The sequence below is a fragment of the Sphaerisporangium melleum genome, assembly GCF_014646695.1.
In the GTDB taxonomy this organism is placed as follows: Bacteria; Actinomycetota; Actinomycetes; order Streptosporangiales; family Streptosporangiaceae; genus Sphaerisporangium; species Sphaerisporangium melleum.
Genome location: NZ_BMNT01000002.1, coordinates 152380 through 174182 on the forward strand (window position 1 = coordinate 152380; position 21803 = coordinate 174182).

Genomic DNA, 21803 nt, shown 5'->3' on the forward strand with positions numbered 1-21803 from the left:
CTGGGCGCGGAGGATCCGCTGGTCTGCCAACTCGGCCTGGCAGTGGATCCTCGGGCATACGTCATCGTCGGACGCCACGTCTCGCCGCCTCGCCGACCACGTCCCCTCGCCAGGCCGCCGCCGCGGGCTCCCCTCCCCACGCCGTGTGGCCGTGACCGTGATCATCTCGGCGTCGTGGCGCCGTTCACCTGCCGCTTCGCACCGTGCCGGCGGGCCGCGGCCCGCCCGGCCCGGTCAGCCGGCCTCTCGCTTGATCCGGCGACGCTCTCGTTCCGACAATCCCCCCCAGATGCCGAACCTCTCGTCATGCTGCAAGGCGTACTCCAGGCACTCGGCCCGCACCTCGCACGACCGGCAGACCTTCTTGGCCTCCCGCGTTGACCCGCCCTTCTCTGGAAAAAACGCCTCCGGGTCGGTCTGCGCGCACAGCGCGCGCTCTTGCCATCCCAGCTCTTCCGCGCCGAGCATCTGTGCCATGACCAGGTCGGTCACTGCACACCTCCTGCTGATCGCCCGCCCGCCCCGCAACGGAGCCCCCCTTAGAACACCTTCCTCCATACCCAGCATGTGAAAGGCGTAACAACACAGTTGTAATTACACGCGTGTGCCGCGTGTGGCGTCAAGCAGCATGACAGCGCACGGGGAGAACGGCTCTCCCCGGTATACGGGCCGCAGGGAACCCGCCACCGCCCGCGCCTCCCTGTGGAGGGCCGGACGGTCTAGCGCGATTCCCGATCTTGTATGCCCTCAGCGGTCCGAACCGTACCAGGGAGTTCCCTGGTCCGCGCCGGGAACTGCCCGATCTCTACCATCGCTTTCCTCCGGCTTGGCCGGAGAGGTCCGGTCGGGGGCGTAGATGGCGGTCGGGTCGATGGGCTCGTCTCGCCGGCCCGGCTGGACCTGCTGCGGCATCGGGGCGTTCAGCGGGTCCTTCTGGAACGCCGCCTGGTCGTACCGCACCGTCTTCTCCGAGTGCGGCTCCTCCCAGGCGGGCCGGCCCTGGCCGGAATAGGGCTGGTCCTGAGGCGGGTAGGACTGGTCCTGCGCCGGGCGGTACTGGGGGGAGTCCGCCGGGCGGGCGTATCCGGGTGCGTCGGCGGGCGACTGCGGGTGGCCGAACGGGCCGCCGCCATAGGTGTTGGTGTAGTCCGGCGTGCGCACCGGCTGGGTGCCGGTGTACTCCGGCGCGCCCGGCCCCGAGGCCGAGGAGGCCTGGCCGGCGCCGGAGTCGGCGGAGGACGTCCCGGCGACGCCGCTCTGCCTGCCGCCCTGCCCCTGCTGGTAGCTCTGGGCCTGCTGGTAGGCCTGCGCGAGCTGCTGCCGTCGCGGGTCGGCGGCGTTCTCGCCGTACAGCGGGGAGGGCTCCGCGGGCCGGCCGAACTCGCCGGAGGAGTAGCCGCCGTAGGGCTCGCCGCCCGGCTGCGCGCCGGTCGCGCCGTAGGAGCCGGGCTGGGTCGTGCCCAGGCCGTAGCCGGAACCGCCCTCCACCGGGCTGGTCTGCGGGCCGGTGGCCCCGTACGCCGGCGGCTGGTCCAGCGGGCTCGCCTGCGGACCCGTCGCGCCGTACGCCGGCGGCTGGTCCAACGGGCTCACCTGCGGACCGGACTGCCCGAACGACGAAGCACCCTCCACCGGACTCGTCTGCGGCCCCGTCGCGCCATACGACGGCTGGTCCAGCGGGCTCGCCTGCGGACCTGTCGCCCCGTACGCCGAGGGCTGGTCCGATGGGCCGGTCCGCCCGTACGCGGCGCCACCGGGCTGGGGGGTGCCATAGGGCGCCGAGTCGAAGGGGGACGGAGTGTCCGGCTCGCCGGTCGGCAGGGCCTGGCGGGCGCCGGTGGTGAAGGCGTCGGGGTGCCCGAAGGCGCCGGGGCCCGCAGGCGCGGTCGGACCCGTCGGGCCGTCGGAGCTCGCGGAGCCCGCGGAGCCCGCACCGGCCGGGGTGTAGGGAGAGGGCGTCTGCGGCCCGTAGGCGTCACCGCTCTGGGCCGCCGGCCCCGACGAAGCGGCGTACGCCGCGGGCTGCTGCCCGCCGAAGGCTCCGGTGCCCACCGGCCGCTCGTAGGCCCCGGAGGGCTGCGGCTCGTACGCCCCGGGCTGCTGCGGCTCGTAGGCGCCGGACGGCCGGGGCTCATAGACGGGGCCGGCGGGCCGCTCGTACGGGCCGGTGGCCTGCGGCTCGTATCCGCCACCGGGCTGGGACTGCTCGTATCCGCCGGCCTGCTGCGCCGCCCCGGCGGGCTGAGGCTGGTCGTGACCGGGCGCGGGCTGCCACTGCTCGTGGGGGTTCGACGGCTGCGGCTCGTAGGCGCCCGGCGCGGAGGGCTGCGGCCGCTGCTCGTCCGGCCGGCCCTGCGGGCCGTATCCGTCCGGGGCGGGCGGTGCGTACGGGTCGAGCGGCTGGGAGTGCTGCGAGGCGTACGCGCCGGGGCCGGGCGGCAGCGCCGGCTGCGACTGCGGACCGTCGTGGCCGCCCGAGTGCGCCTGCGGACCCGGCTGCCCGTGCTGCCCATGCTGCCCATGCTGTTCGGCGAACGCCGGCTGCGGGCCGGGCTGGTACGGGCCGGACTGCTGGTGAGGATGACCCGGGTGCTCGGCCATGCCCGGGGGCGGACCGGGGTGCTCGTGGAAGCCCTGGTGAGGAGCCTGCTGGGGGCCGGGCATGCCCTGCGGGGGGATGAAGCCCTGCGCGCCGAACGCCTCCTGCCGAGGCCGGGCCGCCGCGGGCGCGAGTACCGACATCGCGTACACCAGGGCGACGGCGGTGAGGGCGAGGGAGGACAGGCCGGTCAGCAGGTGCTCGATCACCGCCAGGCCACCGGCCGCGAAGGCGTCCCCGAAGCCGGCGAGGAAGGCGATGAGGCCGAACAGGGTCGCGACCGCGAGCACGCCGACGGCGACGAGGTTGACCAGGCGGGCGCGGGGGGTGGGCGGTCCGAACCGGGTGACCAGGACGATCGCCCCGATCGCGAGCGCCGCGTACACCGGTGAGGTCATCCGGATGAGCGAGGAGGACGCCCGTTCGGCGAAGGACTCCCCGGCTCCGAGGAACATCCGCTCGACGCCGACCAGGACCTGCGCGCAGACCACCGCGAGCATGAGCCAGGCCGCAGGCTCGCGGAGCCGTCCAGGCTCTACTTTGACCACAACTACCCCCCAATGGGTCCATACGGCATGCGCAGTTTCGCACATCTCCGCACTTTGGCGGCACAAGACCCAACAACCTCACAGATCACAGAAGATCACTGTGCTGCGCCGCTCGGAGCCGTATTCCGCCGTCGAGCAGGGCTTTCCGTCCCCTTTCGCCCACGCCGACCGGCCCGGAACCGGCGGCGCGCCGGCCAGTGGAACACTTGACGGCATGCGCATCCTGTCCCTCGCCGGCGGCATCGGCGGCGCCCGGTTCCTCCGTGGGCTCAAGGCCGCCGCCCCCGACGCCGAGATCACCGTCATCGGCAACACCGGCGACGACATCACCCTGTTCGGACTACGCGTCTGCCCCGACCTCGACACCGTCATGTACACCCTCGGTGGCGGCATCGACGAGGGGCAGGGCTGGGGCCGCGCCGACGAGCACCACACCGTCAAGGAGGAGCTCGCGGCCTACGGCATGGAACCGCAGTGGTTCGGCCTCGGCGACCGCGATTTCGCCACGCACATCGTGCGCACCCAGATGCTGGGCGCCGGCTACCCGCTGTCGGCGGTGACCGAGGCCCTGTGCGCGCGCTGGCGGCCGGGCGTCCGGCTGATCCCGATGACCGACGACCGGGTCGAGACCCACGTGGTCATCGAGGACGAGCAGGGCCGGCGGGCCGTCCACTTCCAGGAGTGGTGGGTGCGCATGCGCGCCGCGGCGCCCGCCCTGCGGTTCGTGCTGGTCGGCGCCGACGACGCCAAGCCCGCCCCCGGCGTGCTGGAGGCCGTCGAAGAGGCGGACGTGGTGATCCTGCCGCCATCCAACCCGGTGGTGAGCATCGGGACGATCCTCCAGATCCCCGGCATCCGCGAGGCGCTGGAGCCCAAGACCGTGATCGGAGTCTCCCCCATCATCGGCGGCGCCCCGGTGCGCGGCATGGCCGACGCGTGCCTCACCGCGATCGGCGTGGAGACCAGCGCCCAGGCGGTGCTCGACCTGTACGGCGCGCGGCTGCTCGACGGGTGGCTGGTCGCCGAGGAGGACGCCGGGGTCGCGCTGGACGGGGTACAGGTGGTGGCGCGGCCGCTGCTCATGACCGACGTCGAGGCCACCGCCGCGATCGCCCGCGCCACCCTGGAGCTGGCCCGATGAGCACCACGACCGGCCGCGAGCTCCGCGAGCTCGTCGTCCACGGGGTCACCGGCCTGCCCGAGGTGCGGCCGGGCGACGACCTGGCCGCGCTGATCGCCCGCGCCGTGCCCGGCCTGGCCGACGGCGACATCCTCGTGGTCACTTCCAAGATCGTCAGCAAGGCCGAGGGCCGGGTGCGCCGGGCGCACGACCGCGCCGAGGCGATCGCCGCGGAGACCGAGCGGGTCGTGGCCCGCCGGGGCGACACCGTGATCGCCCAGACCCGCCACGGGTTCGTGATGGCCGCCGCCGGGGTGGACGCCTCCAACACCGAGCCCGGCACCGTGCTGCTGCTGCCGCAGGACCCCGACGCCTCCGCCCGCCGCATTCGGGCGGGGCTGCCGGTCAGGGCCGGGGTGATCCTGTCGGACACCTTCGGCCGTCCGTGGCGCAACGGCCTGACCGACGTCGCGATCGGCGCGGCCGGCGTCCGGCCGCTCGACGACCTGCGCGGCCGCTCGGACGGCTACGGCAACCCGCTGTCGGCGACGGTCACCGCGCTGGTCGACGAGATCGCGGCGGCGGCCGAGCTGGTCAAGGGCAAGCTGGACGGCGTCCCGGTCGCGGTGGTGCGCGGCCTGGCCCACCTGGTCACCGAGGAGGACGGCCCTGGGGTACGGCCGCTGGTCCGGCCGGCCGACGAGGACATGTTCCGGTTCGGCTCCTCGGAGGTGCTGTTCGCCCGCCGGACGATCAGGGAGTTCTCCGCCGCGCCGGTGGACCCGGCGGCGGTCGGGCGGGCCGTGGCCGCGGCGGTCAGCGCGCCCGCTCCGCACCACACCACTCCGTGGCGGTTCGTGCTGCTGGAGTCGGCCGGGACGCGGGAGAAGCTGCTGGACGCCATGCTCGCGGCCTGGGTGCGCGACCTGCGCGCCACCGGCTTCACCGAGGAGTCGATCGCCCGGCGGGTGAAGCGGGGCGACGTGCTGCGCCGCGCCCCGTACCTGGTGGTGCCCTGCCTGGTGATGGAGGGCTCGCACACCTACCCCGACGCGCGGCGCAACGCGGCCGAGCGCGAGATGTTCGTCGTGGCGACCGGCGCGGGCGTGCAGAACCTCCTGGTGCAGCTCGCCGTCGAGGGGCTGGGCTCGGCGTGGGTGTCCTCCACGATGTTCTGCCGCGAGGTCGTGCGCGAGGTGCTGGACCTGCCGGAGTCGTGGGACCCGATGGGCGCCGTGGCCGTCGGCCACGCCGCCGCGCCGCCGCGTGACCGTCCCCCGCGCGACCCGGACGACTTCATCGTCACCCGCTGACCTGCCGGACCGCCCGATCACCCTCCGGCCGCGACCGGGCGGCCCCGCCCCGGGCGCCTGCCATGGCGACCGGGGCGAGGCCCGCCCGCAGCGGGGTCAGGGAGGTCACGAGGGAGGTCACGAGGGGGTGACGAGCGGGATGGTACGGCGGACGCTGCGGCAGACGCCGTCGCTGGCCCGCGCCGCGGCCACCCGCTCGGCCGAGGGCACGCCGTAGCCGGTGAGGCGCTGGCGCAGCGGGCGGCCGGTCGGCTCGACCATCGCGGCGATGTCGCTGATGGTCTTGTAGGAGCCGTTCTCCGAGCCGGCCATCCGGCTGATCGTCTCCTCCATCAGCGTGCCGCCCAGGTCGTTCACCCCGCCCGCCAGCACGGCCCGGCACAGGTCGTCCTGGAGCTTGACCCACGAGCACTGGATGTTGGCGATCGCCCCGTGCAGCATGACGCGGGCGAGCGCGTGGACCGCGCGGTTCTCCCGTGCCGTCGGCCCGGGCCGGGCGATGCCGGCCAGGTAGATCGGGGCGCTGTGGTGGACGAACGGCAGCAGCACGAACTCCGAGAAGCCGCCGGTCTCCTCCTGGATGCGGCGGATGAGCCGCAGGTGCGCCACCCAGTGGGCCGGGGTGTCCACGTGGCCGTACATCATCGTCGCGGTGGTCGGCAGGCCCACCCGGTGCGCGGTGGTGATGACCTCGACCCATTCGCGGGTGGGCAGTTTGCCCTTGGTCAGCACCCAGCGCACGTCGTCGTCCAGGATCTCCGCGGCCGTGCCCGGCAGTGAGTCGACGCCGGCCTCCTTGGCGGCCACCAGCCAGTCGTGGATCGACATGTCCGTCCGGCTCGCGCCGTTGATGACCTCCATCGGCGAGAAGGCGTGCACGTGCATATCGGGGCAGCGTTCCTTGACCGCCCGCGCGATGTCGAAGTACGCCGTGCCGGGCAGGTCGGGGTGGATGCCGCCCTGCATGCACACCTCGGTCGCCCCGGCCTCCCACGCCTCGGCGGCCCGGTCGGCGACCTGGTCGAGGGACAGGGTGAAGGCGTCGGCGTCGGTGCGCCGCTGGGCGAACGCGCAGAACCGGCAGCCGGTGTAGCAGACGTTGGTGAAGTTGATGTTGCGGTTCACGACGTAGGTGACGTCGTCGCCCGCGGCCTCGCGGCGCAGGTCGTCGGCCACCCGGCACAGCTCGGCGAGGTCGGCGCCGTCCGCGCCGAGCAGGGTGAGCGCCTGGGCGTCGGTGAGCCCGGCCGGGTCGGCGGCGGCCCGGCGCAGTGCCTCGCGCATGTCGCCGCCCGCGGCCCCGCCCGCCACGGCACGCCCTCCGCCTGAACCCTGCCGCTCGCCCGCGCCGGTGACACCGTCCGCGCCGCTCAGGCCGTCCGCATTGTTCCGGCCGTCCGCGTTGCCGAGGCCGTCCGCGCCGGTCCCGGCGTCCGCCGCCGGGGTGGCGCCCGCGCCGGCCGGGACGCGCTCGCGCAGGGCGTCCCAGTCGCCGTACACGTGCGCGAAGTCGTCCCGCCTGTCCTGCGCCCGCCCGGAGGCGTCCACCTCCACGTGCAGGTCCGTGCGCCCGGAGGCGGAGAACCCGCCGTCCGGCTCCTGCCAGGGCAGGCCCTGCGGCCGCAGGTCCCGGGCCAGGCCCGTCTCCGGGTCGGCCAGCGCGTCGACGTGGCCACGCAGGCGCGGGTCCAGCCACGGCTCCCCGGCCAGGACGTACTCGGGGTAGATGGTGAGCCGTTCCTTCAGGTCGTAGCCCGCGGCGGCGGTGCGCGCCGCGAGCTCCTCGATCTGCGGCCAGGGCCGCTCGGGGTTCACATGATCGGGAGTGACCGGCGAGACCCCGCCCCAGTCGTCGATGCCGGCCCTGATCATCAGTGCGTACTCGTCGCCGATGAGGTTCGGCGGGGCCTGAACGCGCATCTTCGCGCCGAGCACCAGGCGGGTGACCGCGATCGTGGCGGCCAGTTCCGAAAGGTCGGCGTCCGGCATGCCGCGCATCGCGGTGTCCGGCTTGGCGCGGAAGTTCTGGACGATGACCTCCTGGACGCCGCCGTACTCGCGGGCGACCCGGCGGATCGCGAAGATCGACTCGGCCCGGTCGGCCACGGTCTCGCCGATGCCGATCAGGATGCCGGTGGTGAAGGGGACGTTGGACCGGCCGGCGTCCTCCAGCACGCGCAGCCGGACGGCCGGGTCCTTGTCCGGGGAGCCGTAGTGGGCCTGCCCCTTCTCCTCGAACAGCCGACGGGAGGTCGTCTCCAGCATCATGCCCATGGACGGGGCGACGGGCTTGAGCCGTTGCAGGTCGCGCCAGGTCAGCACGCCGGGGTTGAGGTGCGGCAGCAGCCCGGTCTCCTCCAGGACGCGGACGGCCATGGCCCGCACGTAGGACAGGGTGTCGTCGTACCCGTGGGCGTCCAGCCACTCCCTGGCCTGGTGCCAGCGGTCCTCCGGCCGGTCGCCGAGCGTGAACAGCGCCTCCTTGCAGCCCATGGCGGCGCCCTGCCGGGCGATGGCGAGCACCTCGTCGGGGCTGAGGAAGGGCGCGGGGAGCTTGCCGGGGGCGGTGGCGAACGTGCAGTAGCCGCAGCGGTCCCGGCACAGCCTGGTGAGCGGGATGAACACCTTGCGGCTGTAGGTGATGGTCCCCTCCCGGCCCACGGAGGCGAGCCCGGCGTCGCGGACGCGGCCGGCGTGCTCCAGGAGGCGATCCAGATCGGTGCCCCGGGCGTGCAGGAGAACGGTGGCCTCCGCCGCGTCGAGCGCCTTCCCGTCCCTCGCCCGGGCCAGCGCCCGCCGCATGGCGGCGTCCGTAGGGTTCGCGTTCATGCATCGCACAGTACGAAACCGGTCAAGCTCGACACCCCGCCGGGGTGCATCAGGGCGGCACGACCAGGCAAAGACTTAGCATCTCTTAATGATGGGATAGAGAAAGTCTCGATAGACGTGAACATATGCACGGACACACACTTGGGAGTGCAAGCACCGACCCAAGGAGATCACGATGTCCTGGCTGATCATCGCCCTCATCGCCGCCGCCGCACTGCTCGCCCCGCTGTTCGGCGCCGACACCCGCGACGGCCGCGACTGGGCCCAGAGCGACCTGCCGGCCGGTCTGCGGTCGATAGCCTCCCGCTGACCGCCCCGCCCAGGCGAGCCCTGCGTACTGGGCACGCCGGCCGGGCCCAGGGTGATCGGGCAGCCGATCCGGTCGCGATGGCGACCAATGTCTCGCGAGGCCTCACCTCCTCACCGCCTCACTCAGCGGGAACCGCTTTCGACCGCGCCGTTTCCGACCGCTTTGAACCGCTTGAGACCGCTTCAGAACGAGCGGTAGTCGCGGGCGGCCATCCGCGGCCCGCGGGCGGGCGGGCGGCGCCCGCCGAGCTCCAGCAGGCGGACGACCCGGTGGCGGTGCCCGCGATAGGGCGCGAGCAACTCCAGCATCCCGGCGTCGTCGGTCCTGCCACCGGTCAGCGACCAGCCGACCAGTGACGGCAGATGGTAGTCGCCGACCGAGACGGCGTCCGGGTCGCCGTGGGCGCGCTGCCTGACCTCCGCCGACGTCCAGACGCCGACGCCCGGCAGTGCCCGCAGCAGCCGGTCAGCCTCGGCCTCACCTGCCGCCTCCAGCTTGGCCGCGTGCACGGCGGCGTTCACGATCGTCCTGGCCCGCACGGCCTCCGCCCCGGCCCGGTGCCAGTCCCATGACGGGATGGCCCGCCACACCTCGGGCTCGGGGAACACCCGCATCAGCGCCGGGGCCGGACCCGGCGCCGGCTCGCCGTACCGGGTGAGCAGCCATCGCCACGCCCGCCACGCCTCGCGCCCGACGACCTTCTGCTCCAGCACGGCCGGCACCAGCGCTTCGAACACCCGCTGCGTGCGGCCCACCCGGAGCCCGGGGTGACGCGAGGCCAGCTCGCGCACCAGCGGGTGCGCCTCGTGCCCGAGACCGCGCAGCAGATCGGCGAAGTCGGCGGTGCGGTCGTCCGCGCCGAGCAGGCCGGGCAGCGTCTCCAGCAGCCGGCCCGCCCCCGGCCCCCACGCCTGCGCGACCACCTCTCCCTCGCCCGGCTCGACGGTCACCCGCAGCGTGCCGGGCCCCTCCGGAGTGCGGGAAGTGCGCCACAGCGCGCGGTCGGCGGTGAGCTGCCAGGCGGGGTCGCCGCCACCGCGCCGGTGCGGCGCCATGACCGGCTCCAGCTCCAGCGGCCCGTCCGGCCGCCACCTGCGTTCCCGCACGACGCCCACACTATTGGCGCGCCCCGGCCGGCCCGTACGCCAGGGCGGCGAGCCCAGCGGCGCGGAGCGGATCAGACGTCGCTGGAGAAGCGCACCGCGCCCGCCGGCAGCCGGACCCCCGGCCACAGGCGCGCGCCGGCCAGCAGCTCGTTGCCGGGCCCGACGACCGCGCCCTCGCCGATCACCGCGTTGCGCACCACAGCGCCGGCGTCGACCCGTGCCCCCGCGCCCACCACCGAGTCGACGACGATGGCCCCGGACTCGACCACGCAGTCGGCGTCGAGCACGCTGCCGTGCACGGCGGCGTCGGACCGCACCATCGCCCGCGGCCCGACCACCGTGCCGCCCTCGATCTTGGCGTTCGGTGAGACCTCGGCTCCCGGCATGGCCAGGAACTCCCCGCACGGGCCGGGCAGCGCCGGAGAGGCCAGCCGGCCGAGCACCAGGTCGCACGAGCCCTGGACGAACGCGGCGGGCGTGCCGACGTCCAGCCAGTACGACCGGTCGGCGTACCCGAACACCGGCTCACCGGCCTCGATCAAGCCGGGAAAGGTCTCGCGCTCGACCGAGACCACCTGCCCGGCGGGGATCTCGTCGATGACCGAGCGGGTGAAGACGTAGCAGCCGGCGTTGACCCGGTTGGTCACGGGGTTCGGGGTCTTCTCCAGGAAGGCGGTGACCCGGCCGTCCTCGCCGGTGGGCACGCAGCCGAAGCGCGACGGGTCGTCCACCTCGGTCAGGTGGAGGGTCACGGCGGCCCCGCGCGAGACGTGCAGGCCGACCTGCTCGCCGATGTCGTGCCCGGAGAGGATGTCGCCGTTGAGCACGAGCACCGGCGCGTCCGACGGGCAGGTGAGCGCCTGGGCGGCGTTGCGGATGGCCCCGCCGGTGCCGAGCGGGGTCTCCTCGGTCATGTACTCCAGCGACAGGCCGTACGCCGAGCCGTCACCGAACGCCTCCGCGAACATCGACGCGCGGTAGGAGGTGGCGAACACGATGCGCCGGACTCCGAAGGAACGGGCCCGGGCCAGCTGGTGGGCCAGGAAGGGGACGCCCGCCGTCGGAAGCAGCGGCTTGGGGGTGCTCAAGGTCAGGGGGCGCAGACGGGTGCCCTGACCACCCACGAGGAGGATGGCCTCGAGGCGCGCCGACTCCGGCGAGTAGCTGCTCGTCACACCGTGAGGCTAGCTCACTGATCGGCCCCGTGGTGAGCCGCGGCCGGGACGTCCCAGGTGAACACCCGTGATCCGGCGAGACTCAGCCGTCGCGGCGGGCGGGCCGGTCACCGCCGGCGGTGACCGGGACGGCGTCCGCGCGGCGGGCGGCCAGCCCCGCCAGGCCCGCGCACACCAGGTCGCCGAGCGAGACCACCAGGCGCGAGCACAGCGCCGCCGCGACCGCCGTGCCGCCGTCCAGCACCGGGGCGAGCGCCGCCACCATGGCGACCTCGCGGACCCCTACCCCGGCGGGCGCGATGACCACGATGAAACCGAGGCACCACGCGAGCGCGAACGCCCCGAGGGACAGCGCCAGGGCCCGCGGGCCCGCCGCGCCGAGGCCGGCCGTGATCAGCCACAGGTGGACGCCGTACGCGGCCCAGCCGGCGAAGGCCCACCCGGCCGAGGCGAGCACCCCGTGGCGGGTGAGCGGGCGTTCGAGCGGCGGCCGCTTGAGCAGCCGGAGGCCCAGGCCGAGGACGCCGTTGACGACGCGCGGGTGCAGGGCGGCGACGAGGACGGGGAGCAGCAGGAGCAGCCAGGCGTAGCGGGCCACCGAGTCTCCGGCGAAGACGGGCAGGGTGAGCACGGCCACCATCAGCCCGCTGGCCAGATAGATCGGATATGTCAGGAAAAAGGCGGCGGCGCTGCGCGAACGCGGAATGCCGAGGTCCTTGCCCATCTCCATCTGCGCGAGGACCGGCCACAGCGACCCGGGGATGTACTTGCCGAGCTGCCCCACGAAGAAGACCTTGGCGGCGTCGGTGAGCCGCAGCGGCGAGCCGAGATCGGCCAGCAGGGCCCGCCACATGAGCATTCCCGCCGTCAGCGCGGCCAGCACGGCGACCAGCGAACCCGCCATCAGCGGCCAGGAGAGCCGGGCGAACGCGTCGGCCACCTGCGTCCACCGCCCGGCGACCGCCCACGCGCCGAACCCGAGGGCCACCAGCAGGAACAGCAGCCGGACGAGCTTCTTGCGGGTCATCGCCCGCGGCCCGCCCGCGTGCCTTCCGCCGCCGTACGGACCGGGGGCGTGCGGACCGGCTCGGGCGGCTGCGGGAGCGCGGGCCCGAGCGGCGCACGCGGCGTCTTGGTGGCCACCCACAGATAGGTCGGGACGATCGGCAGCAGCGCCCGCAGCACCGTGCGCGGCGTCCGGGCGAGCGTCCCCTGGGCGACGCGGCCCACCGCGCCGGAGAACAGCTCGCCGCCCGCGAACCGCTCGGGCGAGGCGAGCACCGGGAAGGAGTAGTCCCACACGTGGAAGCCCGCGAGCATGCGCCGCAGCCCGCCCCTGGTGCGGAACCGCTCGTAGTAGTGGTCGGCGCGGCCGAAGGCCCGCACATAGCGGTCGGCCGGCGACGGCGGCAGGTAGGACAGGAACGGCAGCTTGTAGTGCGGCTCCATCACCCCGAGGCGGTTGCCGAGCCCCAGGTAGAGCACGCCGTCGTCGGACAGCACGCGGTGCAGCTCGCCCACCACGGCGTCCGGGTCGACCACGTGCTCGTAGATGTGGTTCAGGACCAGCACGTCGACCGAGCCGTCGGGGAACGGCAGCGCGGTGCCGTCCGCGCACAGGAACTCCACCCGTGAGCCGAACCGCTCGTCCGCCTTGCGCAGCCCGGGCACGTCGATGTCCACCCCGAGGGCGTGCCGCGCGCCGGCCGCGGCCAGCTCGTCGGCGATGAACCCGGCCGAGCAGCCGATGTCGGCCACGGTCAGCCCGTCGAGGACCCCCGGGCCGTCGCCGGCGGGAGCGGGATCACGGCCGAGGAAGTGCGCGAGCACCGCGATGATCTTGGCGGCCTTGCGGCGCCGCTTGGCCTCGTCCAGCATCGCCGCCTGGAACTCCGAGTACTCCAGTTGCGCCACGCGTTCAGTGCCCACGGCGCCCAACATTAGTGCGTGAACGGCGCGCCCACGGCCCCGTCCCCGCGCACGCCCGCGTCCGGGACCCACGCACGCGCACGTCCGGGGCCCACGCACACCGGCCATGGCCTTGCGCACCCCACCACCGCGGCCTCCTGTACGCCCGCGCCACGGCCTCGCCCGCGCCAGGGGCCAGATGCACCCGTTCGTCGCACGTCCCGGCACCGGGCGCGCGGCGGTCACGGCTCGTACATGATCGGGTAAGGCGCGGCGCGCTCGGCCTACCCGCTGGTAACCGGGGACCGTACGCTGGGCGGGTGATGAGCCGGTTGCGATCGAATCCCCTGCTGCGGGCCGGGCTGGCGCTCGCCGCCCTCGGGTTCCTGGCCTACGGCCTGTCCCGCAACTGGGAGGGCACCGTGACCGCGCTCGGCCGGCTGTCGTGGTGGACGGTGGCCGCCTCCTTCGCGGCGGTCCTGGCCGGGCTGGGGTGCATGCTGGTCGCCTGGCAGGTGGTGCTGGCCGGGTTCGGCTCGCCGCTGCCGCTACGGGTGGCCGCGAAAGTGCTGTTCATGGGGCAACTCGGCAAATACCTGCCCGGCTCGGTGTGGGCGTTCGCCGCGATGATGGAGCTGGCCCGCGACCACGGCTCGCCGCCCCGCCGGACGTTCGGCGCCACCGTGGTGGGCCTGGTCATCTCGCTCGGCTGCGCGCTCGGCCTCGCGGCTGTGACCCTCCCCCTGGTCTCCGGAGACCTGGCGGCGCGCACCTGGTACCTGCTGGCGCTGATCCCGCTCATCGTCGTGGGCCTGCACCCGCGGGTGCTCACCTTCGTGCTCAACCTCGCCCTGCGCGTCGTCCGCAGGGAGCCGATCGAGCAGGTGCTCCCGGGCAGGGCGATGCTCGTGTCCGCCGCGTGGACCATGGCCGGCTGGCTGTGCTACGGCCTGCACATCTGGCTGCTGCTGGACGCGCGGGCCGACGGGCCGACGCTGTTCGCCGTCTCCACGGCGGCGTACGCGCTCGCGTGGGCGACCGGGCTGCTCGCCGTCGTCGTCCCGGCCGGCATCGGCATCCGGGAGGGCGCCATGGTGCTAGTGCTCGCGCCCGTGCTCTCCGCCCCGCAGGCGCTGGTCGTCGCGGTGGCGTCCCGGCTGGCCTTCACCCTCGGGGACGTCGTCTGGGCCGGCGCGGGATTCGCGCTGGCCCGTGGTCACGCGCCGGCGGAGGGCCCGGAGAGCAAGGCCGCGGTGTACGCGGCCCAGTAGGGCTCGGGGTCCACGGCCTTCACGCCCCGGCGCAGCCGCTCCGGCTCCCCCTGCTGGTAGAAGCGGGTGAGCGTCTCGGCGAGCGCGTCCACCGAGCCCGGCTCGACGAGCAGGCCGTCCACGCCGTCGGTGATGTGGTCGGCCAGCGCGCCCACCCGGGTGGCGATCACCGGCAGGCCGTGCTCGTGACCGAGCCAGGCGTTCTGGCTCGCCGTCGCCGAGCGGTACGGCAGCACCAGGGCGTCGGCGCCGGCGAACAGCCCCGGCACGTCCCCGGCCGGGACGTACCCCGGGCGCAGCTCGACCCGCTCGTCCAGGCCCAGCTCGGCGATCAGCGCCCGGGTCTCGTCCAGGCCGCCCCAGAACTCCCCGGCCACGGTCAGCGACACGCCCGGAACCCGGGCGAGGGCACGCAGCAGCAGGTCCAGGCCCTTGTACGGGCGGACCATGCCGAAGAACAGCAGCCGGCGGCGCACGCCGCCCGTGCCTTCCTCCGCGTCCGCCGGCGCGCCCCCGGCGGGCAGGTGCGGCGGCAGCCCGGCCACCCGGACCGGGGCGGGCGCGAGGCCGCGGGCGAGGGCCGCCTGCTCCTCCGAATGCGCGAGCACGCGGTCCACCCGCCGCAGCAGCGCCTTCACCAGCGGCGCGTCGTAGGCCTTGCGCTCGTGCGGCAGCACGTTGTGGCAGAGCGCGACCACCTCGGTCGCCCGGCGCAGCCCGGCCAGGATGCCGAGGTAGGGCGGCACCTGCACCGGGCTGAGCAGGGTCAGCACGGCCAGGTCGGCGCCGCGCAGCCGCCGTCCGCACCGCACCCAGCCGTCGGGACGGCGCCAGTCGAGGTCGCGCCGGACGTGCGGGAACGGCTCCCCCTCCGGCGAGGAGATCGTCTGCCGGCCGGGGTAGAGGAAGGAGGGGTACTGCGCGCGCCAGGACTCGATCACGACGTCGTGGCCGAGTGCCGTCAGCCGGTGGGCCAGCTCGGTGGTGTGCTGTGCTCCGCCGCCCTTGTACGGATAGGTCGGCCCGACGATCGCGACCCGCACCTCACTCGCCCCTGGAGCGGACGATCAGGTCGGCGAGCAGCGCGAGTGATCCGATGATCAGCCCGGACAGGAAGGTCATCACCGTGCTGGCCGGGAAGTAGAACGGGTGCCTGATCATGTCGACCACGCCCTTGCCCAGAGCGATCACCACCAGCCAGATCGCCGGGGGCATGAGCACCTTGAGCGGGTTGAAGTACATCACCATCCGCAGCACCTGCAGGATGTAGCGGTAGGCGTCGGAGATGAAGCTGAACTTCGACGTGCCCGCCCGCTTGCTGTACTCGATCGGCACATAGTGCACGTCGTGCTGGTTGGACAGGAACGCCAGCGTGATCGTCGTCACGCAGGAGAAGCCGGGGGGCAGCAGCCGGAGGTAGGGCAGCGAGACCGACCTGCGGAACGCGCGCAGCCCGGAGTTCAGGTCGGGGATCTCCTGCCCGGCCAGCCGCTCGGCCACCTTGCGGATGAACCACTTGGCCGGCACCCGCAGAATCTTGTGCGAGCCCTGCTCGCTGGTGCGCGCGCCGACGACCTGGTCGATCGTCGGGTCCTTCTCCAGGATCTGCACCAGCTCGGGGATGCGCTCGTTGGGGTAGGTCATGTCGGCGTCGGTCCACACGACGATCTCGCCGCGCGCGTCCTGGGTGCCGATGCGGCGGACGGTGCCCGAGCCGCCGTTGCGGTGGAAGGCGACGATGCGCATGTTCGGGAAGCGCGGCACGGCCTCGCGCAGCCGGGCGAGCGTCTCGTCGGTGGAGTGGTCGTCCACGGCCATCAGCTCGTAGGTGTAACCGCTCTCGTCCATGGCGCCGCAGATGCGCTCGACCTCTGCGATGACATGGTCCTGCTCGTTGTAACAGGGCAGAACGATCGTCACGTACGGCTTGGCGTCCACGGCGGATCCAGTCTCAGGCGTCTCGGTCACACTCACGTCGGGCGAGGATACAGTGCCCGGCCGGGTATCGAGTGGCCCTCGACCCATCAAGGCCCCTTCTGTCCCCTTTGGTGCTTCTGCCCGCCCCGGCGACGCCTATTCCCCGAACGCGGCTCACCGGCCAGGACGGGGCCCATGTCCGCATCGCGACAAGCCACCAGAAAATCAGAACATCCTTCACTCTGGGTGACCTATGCTGCCCTCACTTCGGCAGGCGATCGACGGCCGGCACAACCCTCAGCGCATGGATCACGGCCAAGTCTTTCTGTGGTGCACATCTGGAGGATTCCCGGTGACGAACCGTTGGGTCATGGCGTTCCTCATGTTCGCGGTGACGGTGGCAGGGTGCGCGGCGCCGGCGGCCACCGGGGCGCGTCCGCATTCGGGAGACAGCGCCACGTCTTCCCAAGGAGTGGCTTCGCCGGCCGACGTGGGCCCGGCGACCGCCTCCATGTGGTACGGAACCGTCGAGAACGCCGATCTCGGCGTGACCGTACAGCCAGCGTTCTTCGATCTCTTCGGCTCGTGGGCGATGCGGCCCGGCAAGGCGCCGCCCGCCCGCTTCGACGACCCCGACCGGCAGAAGTACCAGCCGTTCATGGCGGCACGCGCCACCCCCGTCGAGCTCGTCTCCTTCCTTCTGCGGGTCAAGGCGGGCGAGCTTCCCCTCGAAGTCCAGGACATCCAGGCGGTCGTGTCCCGCAGGAACGGCCCGCTTCCGCCCAGCGACGTGATCGTCCCGCTCGCCCTCGGCGGGCCGGACCTCGGCGGGGAGCTGCCCAAGACCGTGATCCTGCGGCTGGACGAGCCGAACGCGTACGCGTGGACACCCAAGGCCGACGAGGTCTCCGTCGAAGGGCTGACGCCGGTCCGGAGGTTCCGCCAGGCCGGTTACCCGATCCCCGACCTGCAGGACGGCACGTTCCTCATGTACGCCGTCACGCAGAAGTGCGGCCTGTGCCAATGGCACCTTCTGCTCCATTACGAGATCAATGGCGTCGCGCACAAGATCAGGGTGCCTGGGGCGGGGCGGGAGTTCCTGCTGGCGTCCTATCCCCGAGTGCGGCAGGTCTACACGGCGGACGGCCAGGACGAGGTGGGAATCGTGTTCAAGAGCTCGCCGCTGATGTGCGGGGCCACGTTGACCGACTGCGGGCGCGTCCGGCATCCGAGCCTGCTCGGCAGGCAGCCCGACGGCACGATGCTCCGGCGATGAGCGAAGCCCCGCCCTCCGGCGGTTCGGGCGAGACGGGTACGAGCCTCGTCTGGGGAGCCCTCCTCCCGGCCATTCCGCTGATCGTCGGATGCGTACAGCTCTGGGTCGCCGCCAGAGGGCAGATCTCGGTGGCCATCACCCTGGTCCAGTACGCGAACATCACGTCGATGACGTTCTCGGTCGCGCTGGACCTGCTGCCCTGGGCGGTGCTGGCGTGGCTGCTCGTCATGGCCGTCACCGCCGGCACGGGACGGCGGGCACCCGTGCACTCGACCGGTCTGGTCCTCCTCGCGGCCTGCTACGCGCTCCTGCTGCTCCCGATGTACGCGGCATGGGCCTCTCCCGCGGCCGCCATGCTGCTCCTGGGGCCGGCCGTGAGGGGAGCACCGCTCCCCGTGCCGCTGCCGTCGCGCGGGCCCGCCGTCGTCCGGGCGGCGGGCGGGGCCGTCAGGGCACTGCCGGTCGCGGCGCTCGCGGCGGCCGGTCTCGCGGACCTGCACGCGCTGCGGTACCCCGTCGCGCCGGTGACCGGCGCCGTCCTGTGCGGGGCGGCGCTCGCGGCGGTGGCCCTGGCCGGCCGCATCGGCACCCCGCCGCGCGCCGCCGCGGCCTTCGCCGCGGTGGCCGGCGTCGCGCTCATGGCGCTCAGCGTCCCGGGGATCGCCTGGCTCCCCAACGAGAGGGTCGGCATCGGCAGCCCGTCCACCTGGGTCGAACCCCAGGAAGCCAGGGTGCTGGCGCTGAGCGACGGCTGGGCGGTGCTGTTCCACACCGACGGCCGGGTGCAACACGTGCGGACCGATCGCATTCAGTACCGGGTCACCTGCAACGACGCCGGACCGGCCACCCGTCTGAGCGCGTCGGCCTCGATCGCCGGCCGGGTCATCTCACTGACCGCGGGACCACCGCCGGAGAGCCCGCTCTGCCGGACCCGCAAGCGCTGAGACCGGGGCAGCGGAGCAGGACGGACACGACCGGCGATGCCGTGGAGTGATCGAGCGTGCGCCGGCTAGCCGCCGCGGTAGACCCCCAGGACTCCTGGGACGCCGTTGATTGCCGCGCGTACCGCCGGTACGGCGTCCGGCCGGGCGATCTTGATCCGGAAGGATTCCTGCATGTAGGCGAGCGTGATGGGCGCCCCGTAATCCCGGCCTTCAGGGTAGTAGTGCTTCTCCAGCTTCAGCGCGTGCTCCCGGTCCTCGAAGTAGATCTTCTCGACGCCGTCCACCTCGCGGATCCGGTCGAGCACCGCCTGCCGCTCGTCGTCGGTGAGCGTGCGGTTCACGATCGGCCCGCACACCTTGGCGAAGGGGTTGCCGCACAGGGCCACCGTCACGTCCGCCTTGCCCGCCCAGAAGTCGGTCGGAGTGCGCTGGACCCGGAACACACCAGAGACGAGATGCGCCTCCGCCGCGACCTGGCGGAAATCGGCGGGACTGCGCAGCACACCGTCGAACTCGTCGTCGAACATGTCCGGCGTGACCTGCACCGAGGTACCGTCGTCCGGGTCGGACGACGACGTGCCGAACTGCTCGTACTGCTCCTGGGCGCTCACGAACCTCACGGACGCGACCCCGGGGATGGCCCGCAGCTCCGCCTCCATGCGCCGGTGGTCCCTGGCGGCCTCCGTCGCGCCGAACTGGCAGACGGGCCACCTGGCTTCGCACAGCTTGACGGAGAAGCGGTTCTGCACCGGCAGGGCGACGTCGGGCGGCGGGAGCGGCCTGCGGGACTCCTGGTACAGATACCAGCCGCCGGCGCCGAGCAGGACGACGACCGCCGCCCCGGCCGCGAGCAGCCGGCGGTGCGCCGACGCCCACCCCCGGACGGCCGTCTCCCAGAGCCGTAACCGCGACTCCCGGTCGGCATCGTCCCCGAACGACAGCTCCTCCTGGGCCTGCGGCGGTTCCACTCGCCAGTTCATTCCGCAACTCTCCTCATCATGACCGCTCGCCGTCAATCGGCGGACAGGCCAGAAGGGCGGGGCGGGCGGCCGAAAATCAGCCGGTGGCCGGGACGACCATCCACACGTCGATCGACAGCGACCAGGTGCCGTTCGGCGGGTCGACGAGAGAGCGCTCGTCCTGACGGGTGCGCAGGCGCACGACCTGCGTCGGGGTGCCGTACCTGAGCAGTTGCAGGCGCTCGGCGGCGAGCAGGACGGGGACACGGCCGGCGGCGCGGATGCGCCCGGCCAGGCGCAGCACGTCGGAGGCCGCCGCCACGTCCCGGCCGGCGCCCGTGCCGGCCGAGGAGCCGTCGGCCGCGCCCGTCCCGGCGCCGGTGCCGTCGCCCGGCGTGGCGTCGGCGCCGCCCGGCCTGCGCACCACGGCGGCGGGGCGGTCGCACATCGCCCGCACCACCTGGGTGAACCGGTCTCCGGTGACCCGTTCGACCATCAGCACCGAGGCGTCGCGGGGCAGCGCGGCGCACAGCCCGCGCACCGCGGCCGCCTCGCCACGCTCGACCGGCGTGAACGCCGTGCCGATCGAGGTGACCACCGCGGGCACCACCAGCAGCACGACGCTTCCCGCGACCGCCACGCGCAGCACCGGCGGCCCGTACCCGGCGTCGCGCATCTTCGCCCAGGCCCAGCGCGCCCCCCAGGCCGCGAGGACGATCAGGCCGGGGATCACCACGGGCACCAGCCGGCGGGAGGCGAACGGGTGATCGGGGGTGATGGCCGGGCGCCACAGCGTCGTGACCGTCGTCCAGCCGATGACGGCCAGCGGCAGCAGCCAGCGAAACTCCCTGCCCCGCGCCATCCGCCAGGTCACCACGGCCGCGGCGAGGGTGGCGAGCGCCACCGCCGGCACGCCGATGTACCAGAACACCCAGTACAGCGACTGCTCCGAATACAGCCGCTCTCCGTCGGCCGGCAGCCCGTTCGCCTGCTGCGTCCACTCGATGAAGATCGAATTGAGCCTGTCGTCCAGGTTGGCCGGCACGCGGCGCACCGTCTGCACCCACGGGCGCACCGCGAAACCGGCGGCCACCAGGACGACCAGCGCCGCCGCGAGGCCGGGCAGCAGGCGGGCACGCCACCCCGTTCGCAGCAGCCGCGGCACGCCCGGCGCGAGCTTCGGCCCGGCGACCGCGCCCACCGCGGTGAGCACCAGCACCACCGCGCAGATCGCCAGCAACGGCCGCACCGAGCCGGACAGGTAGTTCAGGTACGGCCTGGCCAGGAAGAAGGCCGCGGCCAGCCCCAGACCGCTGCCCACCAGCAGGCCGCCCAGCAGCGGGGGCCCCATGCGCGCGTACGCCTCGCCCCGGCCGCGCGCGCCGCGCAACGCGATCAGCAGCCCCGCGTACGCCAGGACGGGCAGCACATCGCGCAGCCCGTCGATGCGCACCAGGACCGCGAGCCCGAAGGCCAGCCCGGCGAGCGCCGCCATCCAGCGCGAACGGCCACGGGCGTCGAGCGCGAGGGCCATGCCGCCGAAGATGAGGATCAGGGACGGGATCTCGCTGAACGTCGTGCGCGAGGTGTACAGGATCGGCATGGCGACGGCGGACGCCAGCGCCGCCGGAGGCGCCCAGCGCCCGCCCGCCAGCCGGGCGGCGACCCCCGCCACGGTCAGCACGGCCAGCGCCCCGAGCACGGGCGGGACCATCAGCAGCCCGGTCAGTCCGCCGAGCCAGTAGCCGATGGCGTCGATGAGCGGCGCGCCCGCCATGAACTGCGGCACCACGGCGCCGCCGTGGTCGTAGAAGCCGATGGTCTCGAACTGCAGCGCGGGATCGGGGCCGCCGAACGCCGCCGTGGGGTACGGGATGGGCAGCGAACCGTGCCGGGCGATCCAGGCGGTGTACTGCGCGTACGTCGCGGGATCCCTGCGGACGATGAGCTGCTCGGTGCGGAAGACGGCGTTGAACGCGCCCGAGGCGGCGGCGATGACCGCGACCGCCACGACCTGCCACACCGACGCGTCCGTCACCTCCCCACCCGCGCCCGTCCCTGGCCGTCCCGCGCCCACCCCGCGCCATGCCATGCCCGTCCCTGGGCGTAGCACGCCCAACCAGCGCCGACCCACGCCCGTCCAGCGGTCCGCCCCGGTCCCGTGTCCTCCAGCCTCCCGCGCATCCCGGCCACCGGACGTCTCGCCTGCGCGCGCGCCACTGTGCCGGGCCGGTCCCGCCGCACCCTCGCGCGGACCGTCCCCCGTGCCCGCCGTGCGGTACGGCCGGACCGCGCGGGAGCCGGTGCCGTACAGGCAGAGGGCGAGCGCGAGCGCGCCGCCGAGGAGCAGGGCGGGCAGCGGACGGAACCAGCCGGCCAGCAGCAGGGGGAGCCCGGCGAGCAGCCAGCCGGTCAGCGCGAGGACGGGCATGACCGTGACCGCCGCGAGCACCCGGCCCGCCGGCGGCCATCGTGACCGATCACGCAAGATTCCGTCCATCAACCCCGCGAGCCTAGCCCCCGCCCCG

Annotated in this window: 17 protein-coding genes; 6 read left to right on the forward strand and 11 right to left on the reverse strand. The window is 73.8% G+C overall.

Annotated elements, in window-relative coordinates; all coding sequences use genetic code 11:
• Positions 1 to 234: 234 nt before the first annotated feature.
• Entirely contained in the window at positions 235 to 477 is a 243-nt protein-coding gene (locus IEY93_RS02505; protein WP_184889896.1) for a WhiB family transcriptional regulator, read from the reverse strand.
• 270 nt (positions 478 to 747) lie between these two features.
• A complete protein-coding gene (locus IEY93_RS02510) occupies positions 748 to 3147 on the reverse strand; it encodes a hypothetical protein (protein WP_189161283.1) in 2400 nt (799 codons plus the stop codon).
• 214 nt (positions 3148 to 3361) lie between these two features.
• Between IEY93_RS02510 and cofD the strand changes: the two genes are divergently transcribed.
• Both cofD and IEY93_RS02520 read left to right on the forward strand, forming a co-directional pair.
• A complete protein-coding gene (gene cofD / locus IEY93_RS02515; protein ID WP_189161284.1) occupies positions 3362 to 4288 on the forward strand; it encodes a 2-phospho-L-lactate transferase in 927 nt (308 codons plus the stop codon).
• Positions 4285 to 5580, forward strand: coding sequence for a coenzyme F420-0:L-glutamate ligase (locus tag IEY93_RS02520; protein WP_189161285.1), 1296 nt, complete (start codon positions 4285 to 4287; stop codon positions 5578 to 5580). The genes cofD and IEY93_RS02520 overlap by 4 nt, the downstream gene beginning before the upstream one ends.
• Positions 5581 to 5697: 117 nt before the next feature.
• Here the strand turns inward: IEY93_RS02520 and IEY93_RS02525 are convergent, their stop codons facing one another.
• Complete coding sequence (locus IEY93_RS02525; RefSeq protein WP_189161286.1) at positions 5698 to 8409, reverse strand: bifunctional FO biosynthesis protein CofGH; 2712 nt, start codon at positions 8407 to 8409, stop codon at positions 5698 to 5700.
• Between the two features lie 175 nt (positions 8410 to 8584).
• Between IEY93_RS02525 and IEY93_RS39250 the strand changes: the two genes are divergently transcribed.
• Positions 8585 to 8719 (forward strand): hypothetical protein, encoded by a 135-nt coding sequence (locus IEY93_RS39250; protein ID WP_268241517.1) that lies wholly within the window; start codon positions 8585 to 8587, stop codon positions 8717 to 8719.
• Between the two features lie 182 nt (positions 8720 to 8901).
• Here the strand turns inward: IEY93_RS39250 and IEY93_RS02530 are convergent, their stop codons facing one another.
• The 4 genes from IEY93_RS02530 to IEY93_RS02545 all read right to left on the reverse strand — a co-directional run bounded on the left by IEY93_RS02530 (position 8902) and on the right by IEY93_RS02545 (position 12929).
• Entirely contained in the window at positions 8902 to 9825 is a 924-nt protein-coding gene (locus IEY93_RS02530) for a DNA-3-methyladenine glycosylase family protein (RefSeq protein WP_189161287.1), read from the reverse strand.
• 71 nt (positions 9826 to 9896) lie between these two features.
• Complete coding sequence (manB, locus tag IEY93_RS02535) at positions 9897 to 11000, reverse strand: mannose-1-phosphate guanylyltransferase (RefSeq protein ID WP_189161288.1); 1104 nt, start codon at positions 10998 to 11000, stop codon at positions 9897 to 9899.
• An 82-nt stretch (positions 11001 to 11082) separates the two neighbouring features.
• Entirely contained in the window at positions 11083 to 12027 is a 945-nt protein-coding gene (locus IEY93_RS02540; RefSeq protein ID WP_189161289.1) for a lysylphosphatidylglycerol synthase domain-containing protein, read from the reverse strand.
• On the reverse strand, positions 12024 to 12929 hold the full coding sequence (locus IEY93_RS02545; RefSeq protein WP_203968329.1) for a class I SAM-dependent methyltransferase: 906 nt from the start codon (positions 12927 to 12929) through the stop codon (positions 12024 to 12026). Before IEY93_RS02545 ends, IEY93_RS02540 begins: the two co-directional genes overlap by 4 nt.
• 302 nt (positions 12930 to 13231) lie before the next feature.
• Between IEY93_RS02545 and IEY93_RS02550 the strand changes: the two genes are divergently transcribed.
• Positions 13232 to 14179 (forward strand): lysylphosphatidylglycerol synthase transmembrane domain-containing protein, encoded by a 948-nt coding sequence (locus tag IEY93_RS02550; RefSeq protein WP_229690792.1) that lies wholly within the window; start codon positions 13232 to 13234, stop codon positions 14177 to 14179.
• Here the strand turns inward: IEY93_RS02550 and IEY93_RS02555 are convergent.
• Both IEY93_RS02555 and IEY93_RS02560 read right to left on the reverse strand, forming a co-directional pair.
• The gene (locus IEY93_RS02555) at positions 14125 to 15222 is read right to left on the reverse strand and encodes a glycosyltransferase family 4 protein (protein WP_189161291.1); all 1098 of its coding nucleotides are present in this window, start codon (positions 15220 to 15222) and stop codon (positions 14125 to 14127) included. The two genes, IEY93_RS02550 and IEY93_RS02555, sit on opposite strands and share 55 nt — an antisense overlap.
• Before the next feature lies 1 nt (position 15223).
• Positions 15224 to 16153, reverse strand: a complete 930-nt coding sequence (locus IEY93_RS02560; protein WP_229690793.1) for a glycosyltransferase family 2 protein — start codon at positions 16151 to 16153, stop codon at positions 15224 to 15226.
• 295 nt (positions 16154 to 16448) lie between these two features.
• Here IEY93_RS02560 and IEY93_RS02565 point away from each other — a divergent pair, with 295 nt between their 5' ends.
• Both IEY93_RS02565 and IEY93_RS02570 read left to right on the forward strand, forming a co-directional pair.
• Entirely contained in the window at positions 16449 to 17372 is a 924-nt protein-coding gene (locus tag IEY93_RS02565) for a hypothetical protein (RefSeq protein WP_189161293.1), read from the forward strand.
• Positions 17369 to 18316, forward strand: coding sequence for a hypothetical protein (locus IEY93_RS02570; RefSeq protein ID WP_189161294.1), 948 nt, complete (start codon positions 17369 to 17371; stop codon positions 18314 to 18316). The genes IEY93_RS02565 and IEY93_RS02570 overlap by 4 nt, the downstream gene beginning before the upstream one ends.
• Before the next feature lie 65 nt (positions 18317 to 18381).
• Here IEY93_RS02570 and IEY93_RS02575 read toward each other — a convergent pair whose 3' ends face one another.
• On the reverse strand, positions 18382 to 19296 hold the full coding sequence (locus tag IEY93_RS02575) for a permease-like cell division protein FtsX (protein ID WP_189161295.1): 915 nt from the start codon (positions 19294 to 19296) through the stop codon (positions 18382 to 18384).
• Between the two features lie 76 nt (positions 19297 to 19372).
• Complete coding sequence (locus tag IEY93_RS02580; protein ID WP_229690794.1) at positions 19373 to 21775, reverse strand: hypothetical protein; 2403 nt, start codon at positions 21773 to 21775, stop codon at positions 19373 to 19375.
• Between the last annotated feature and the right edge of the window lie 28 nt (positions 21776 to 21803).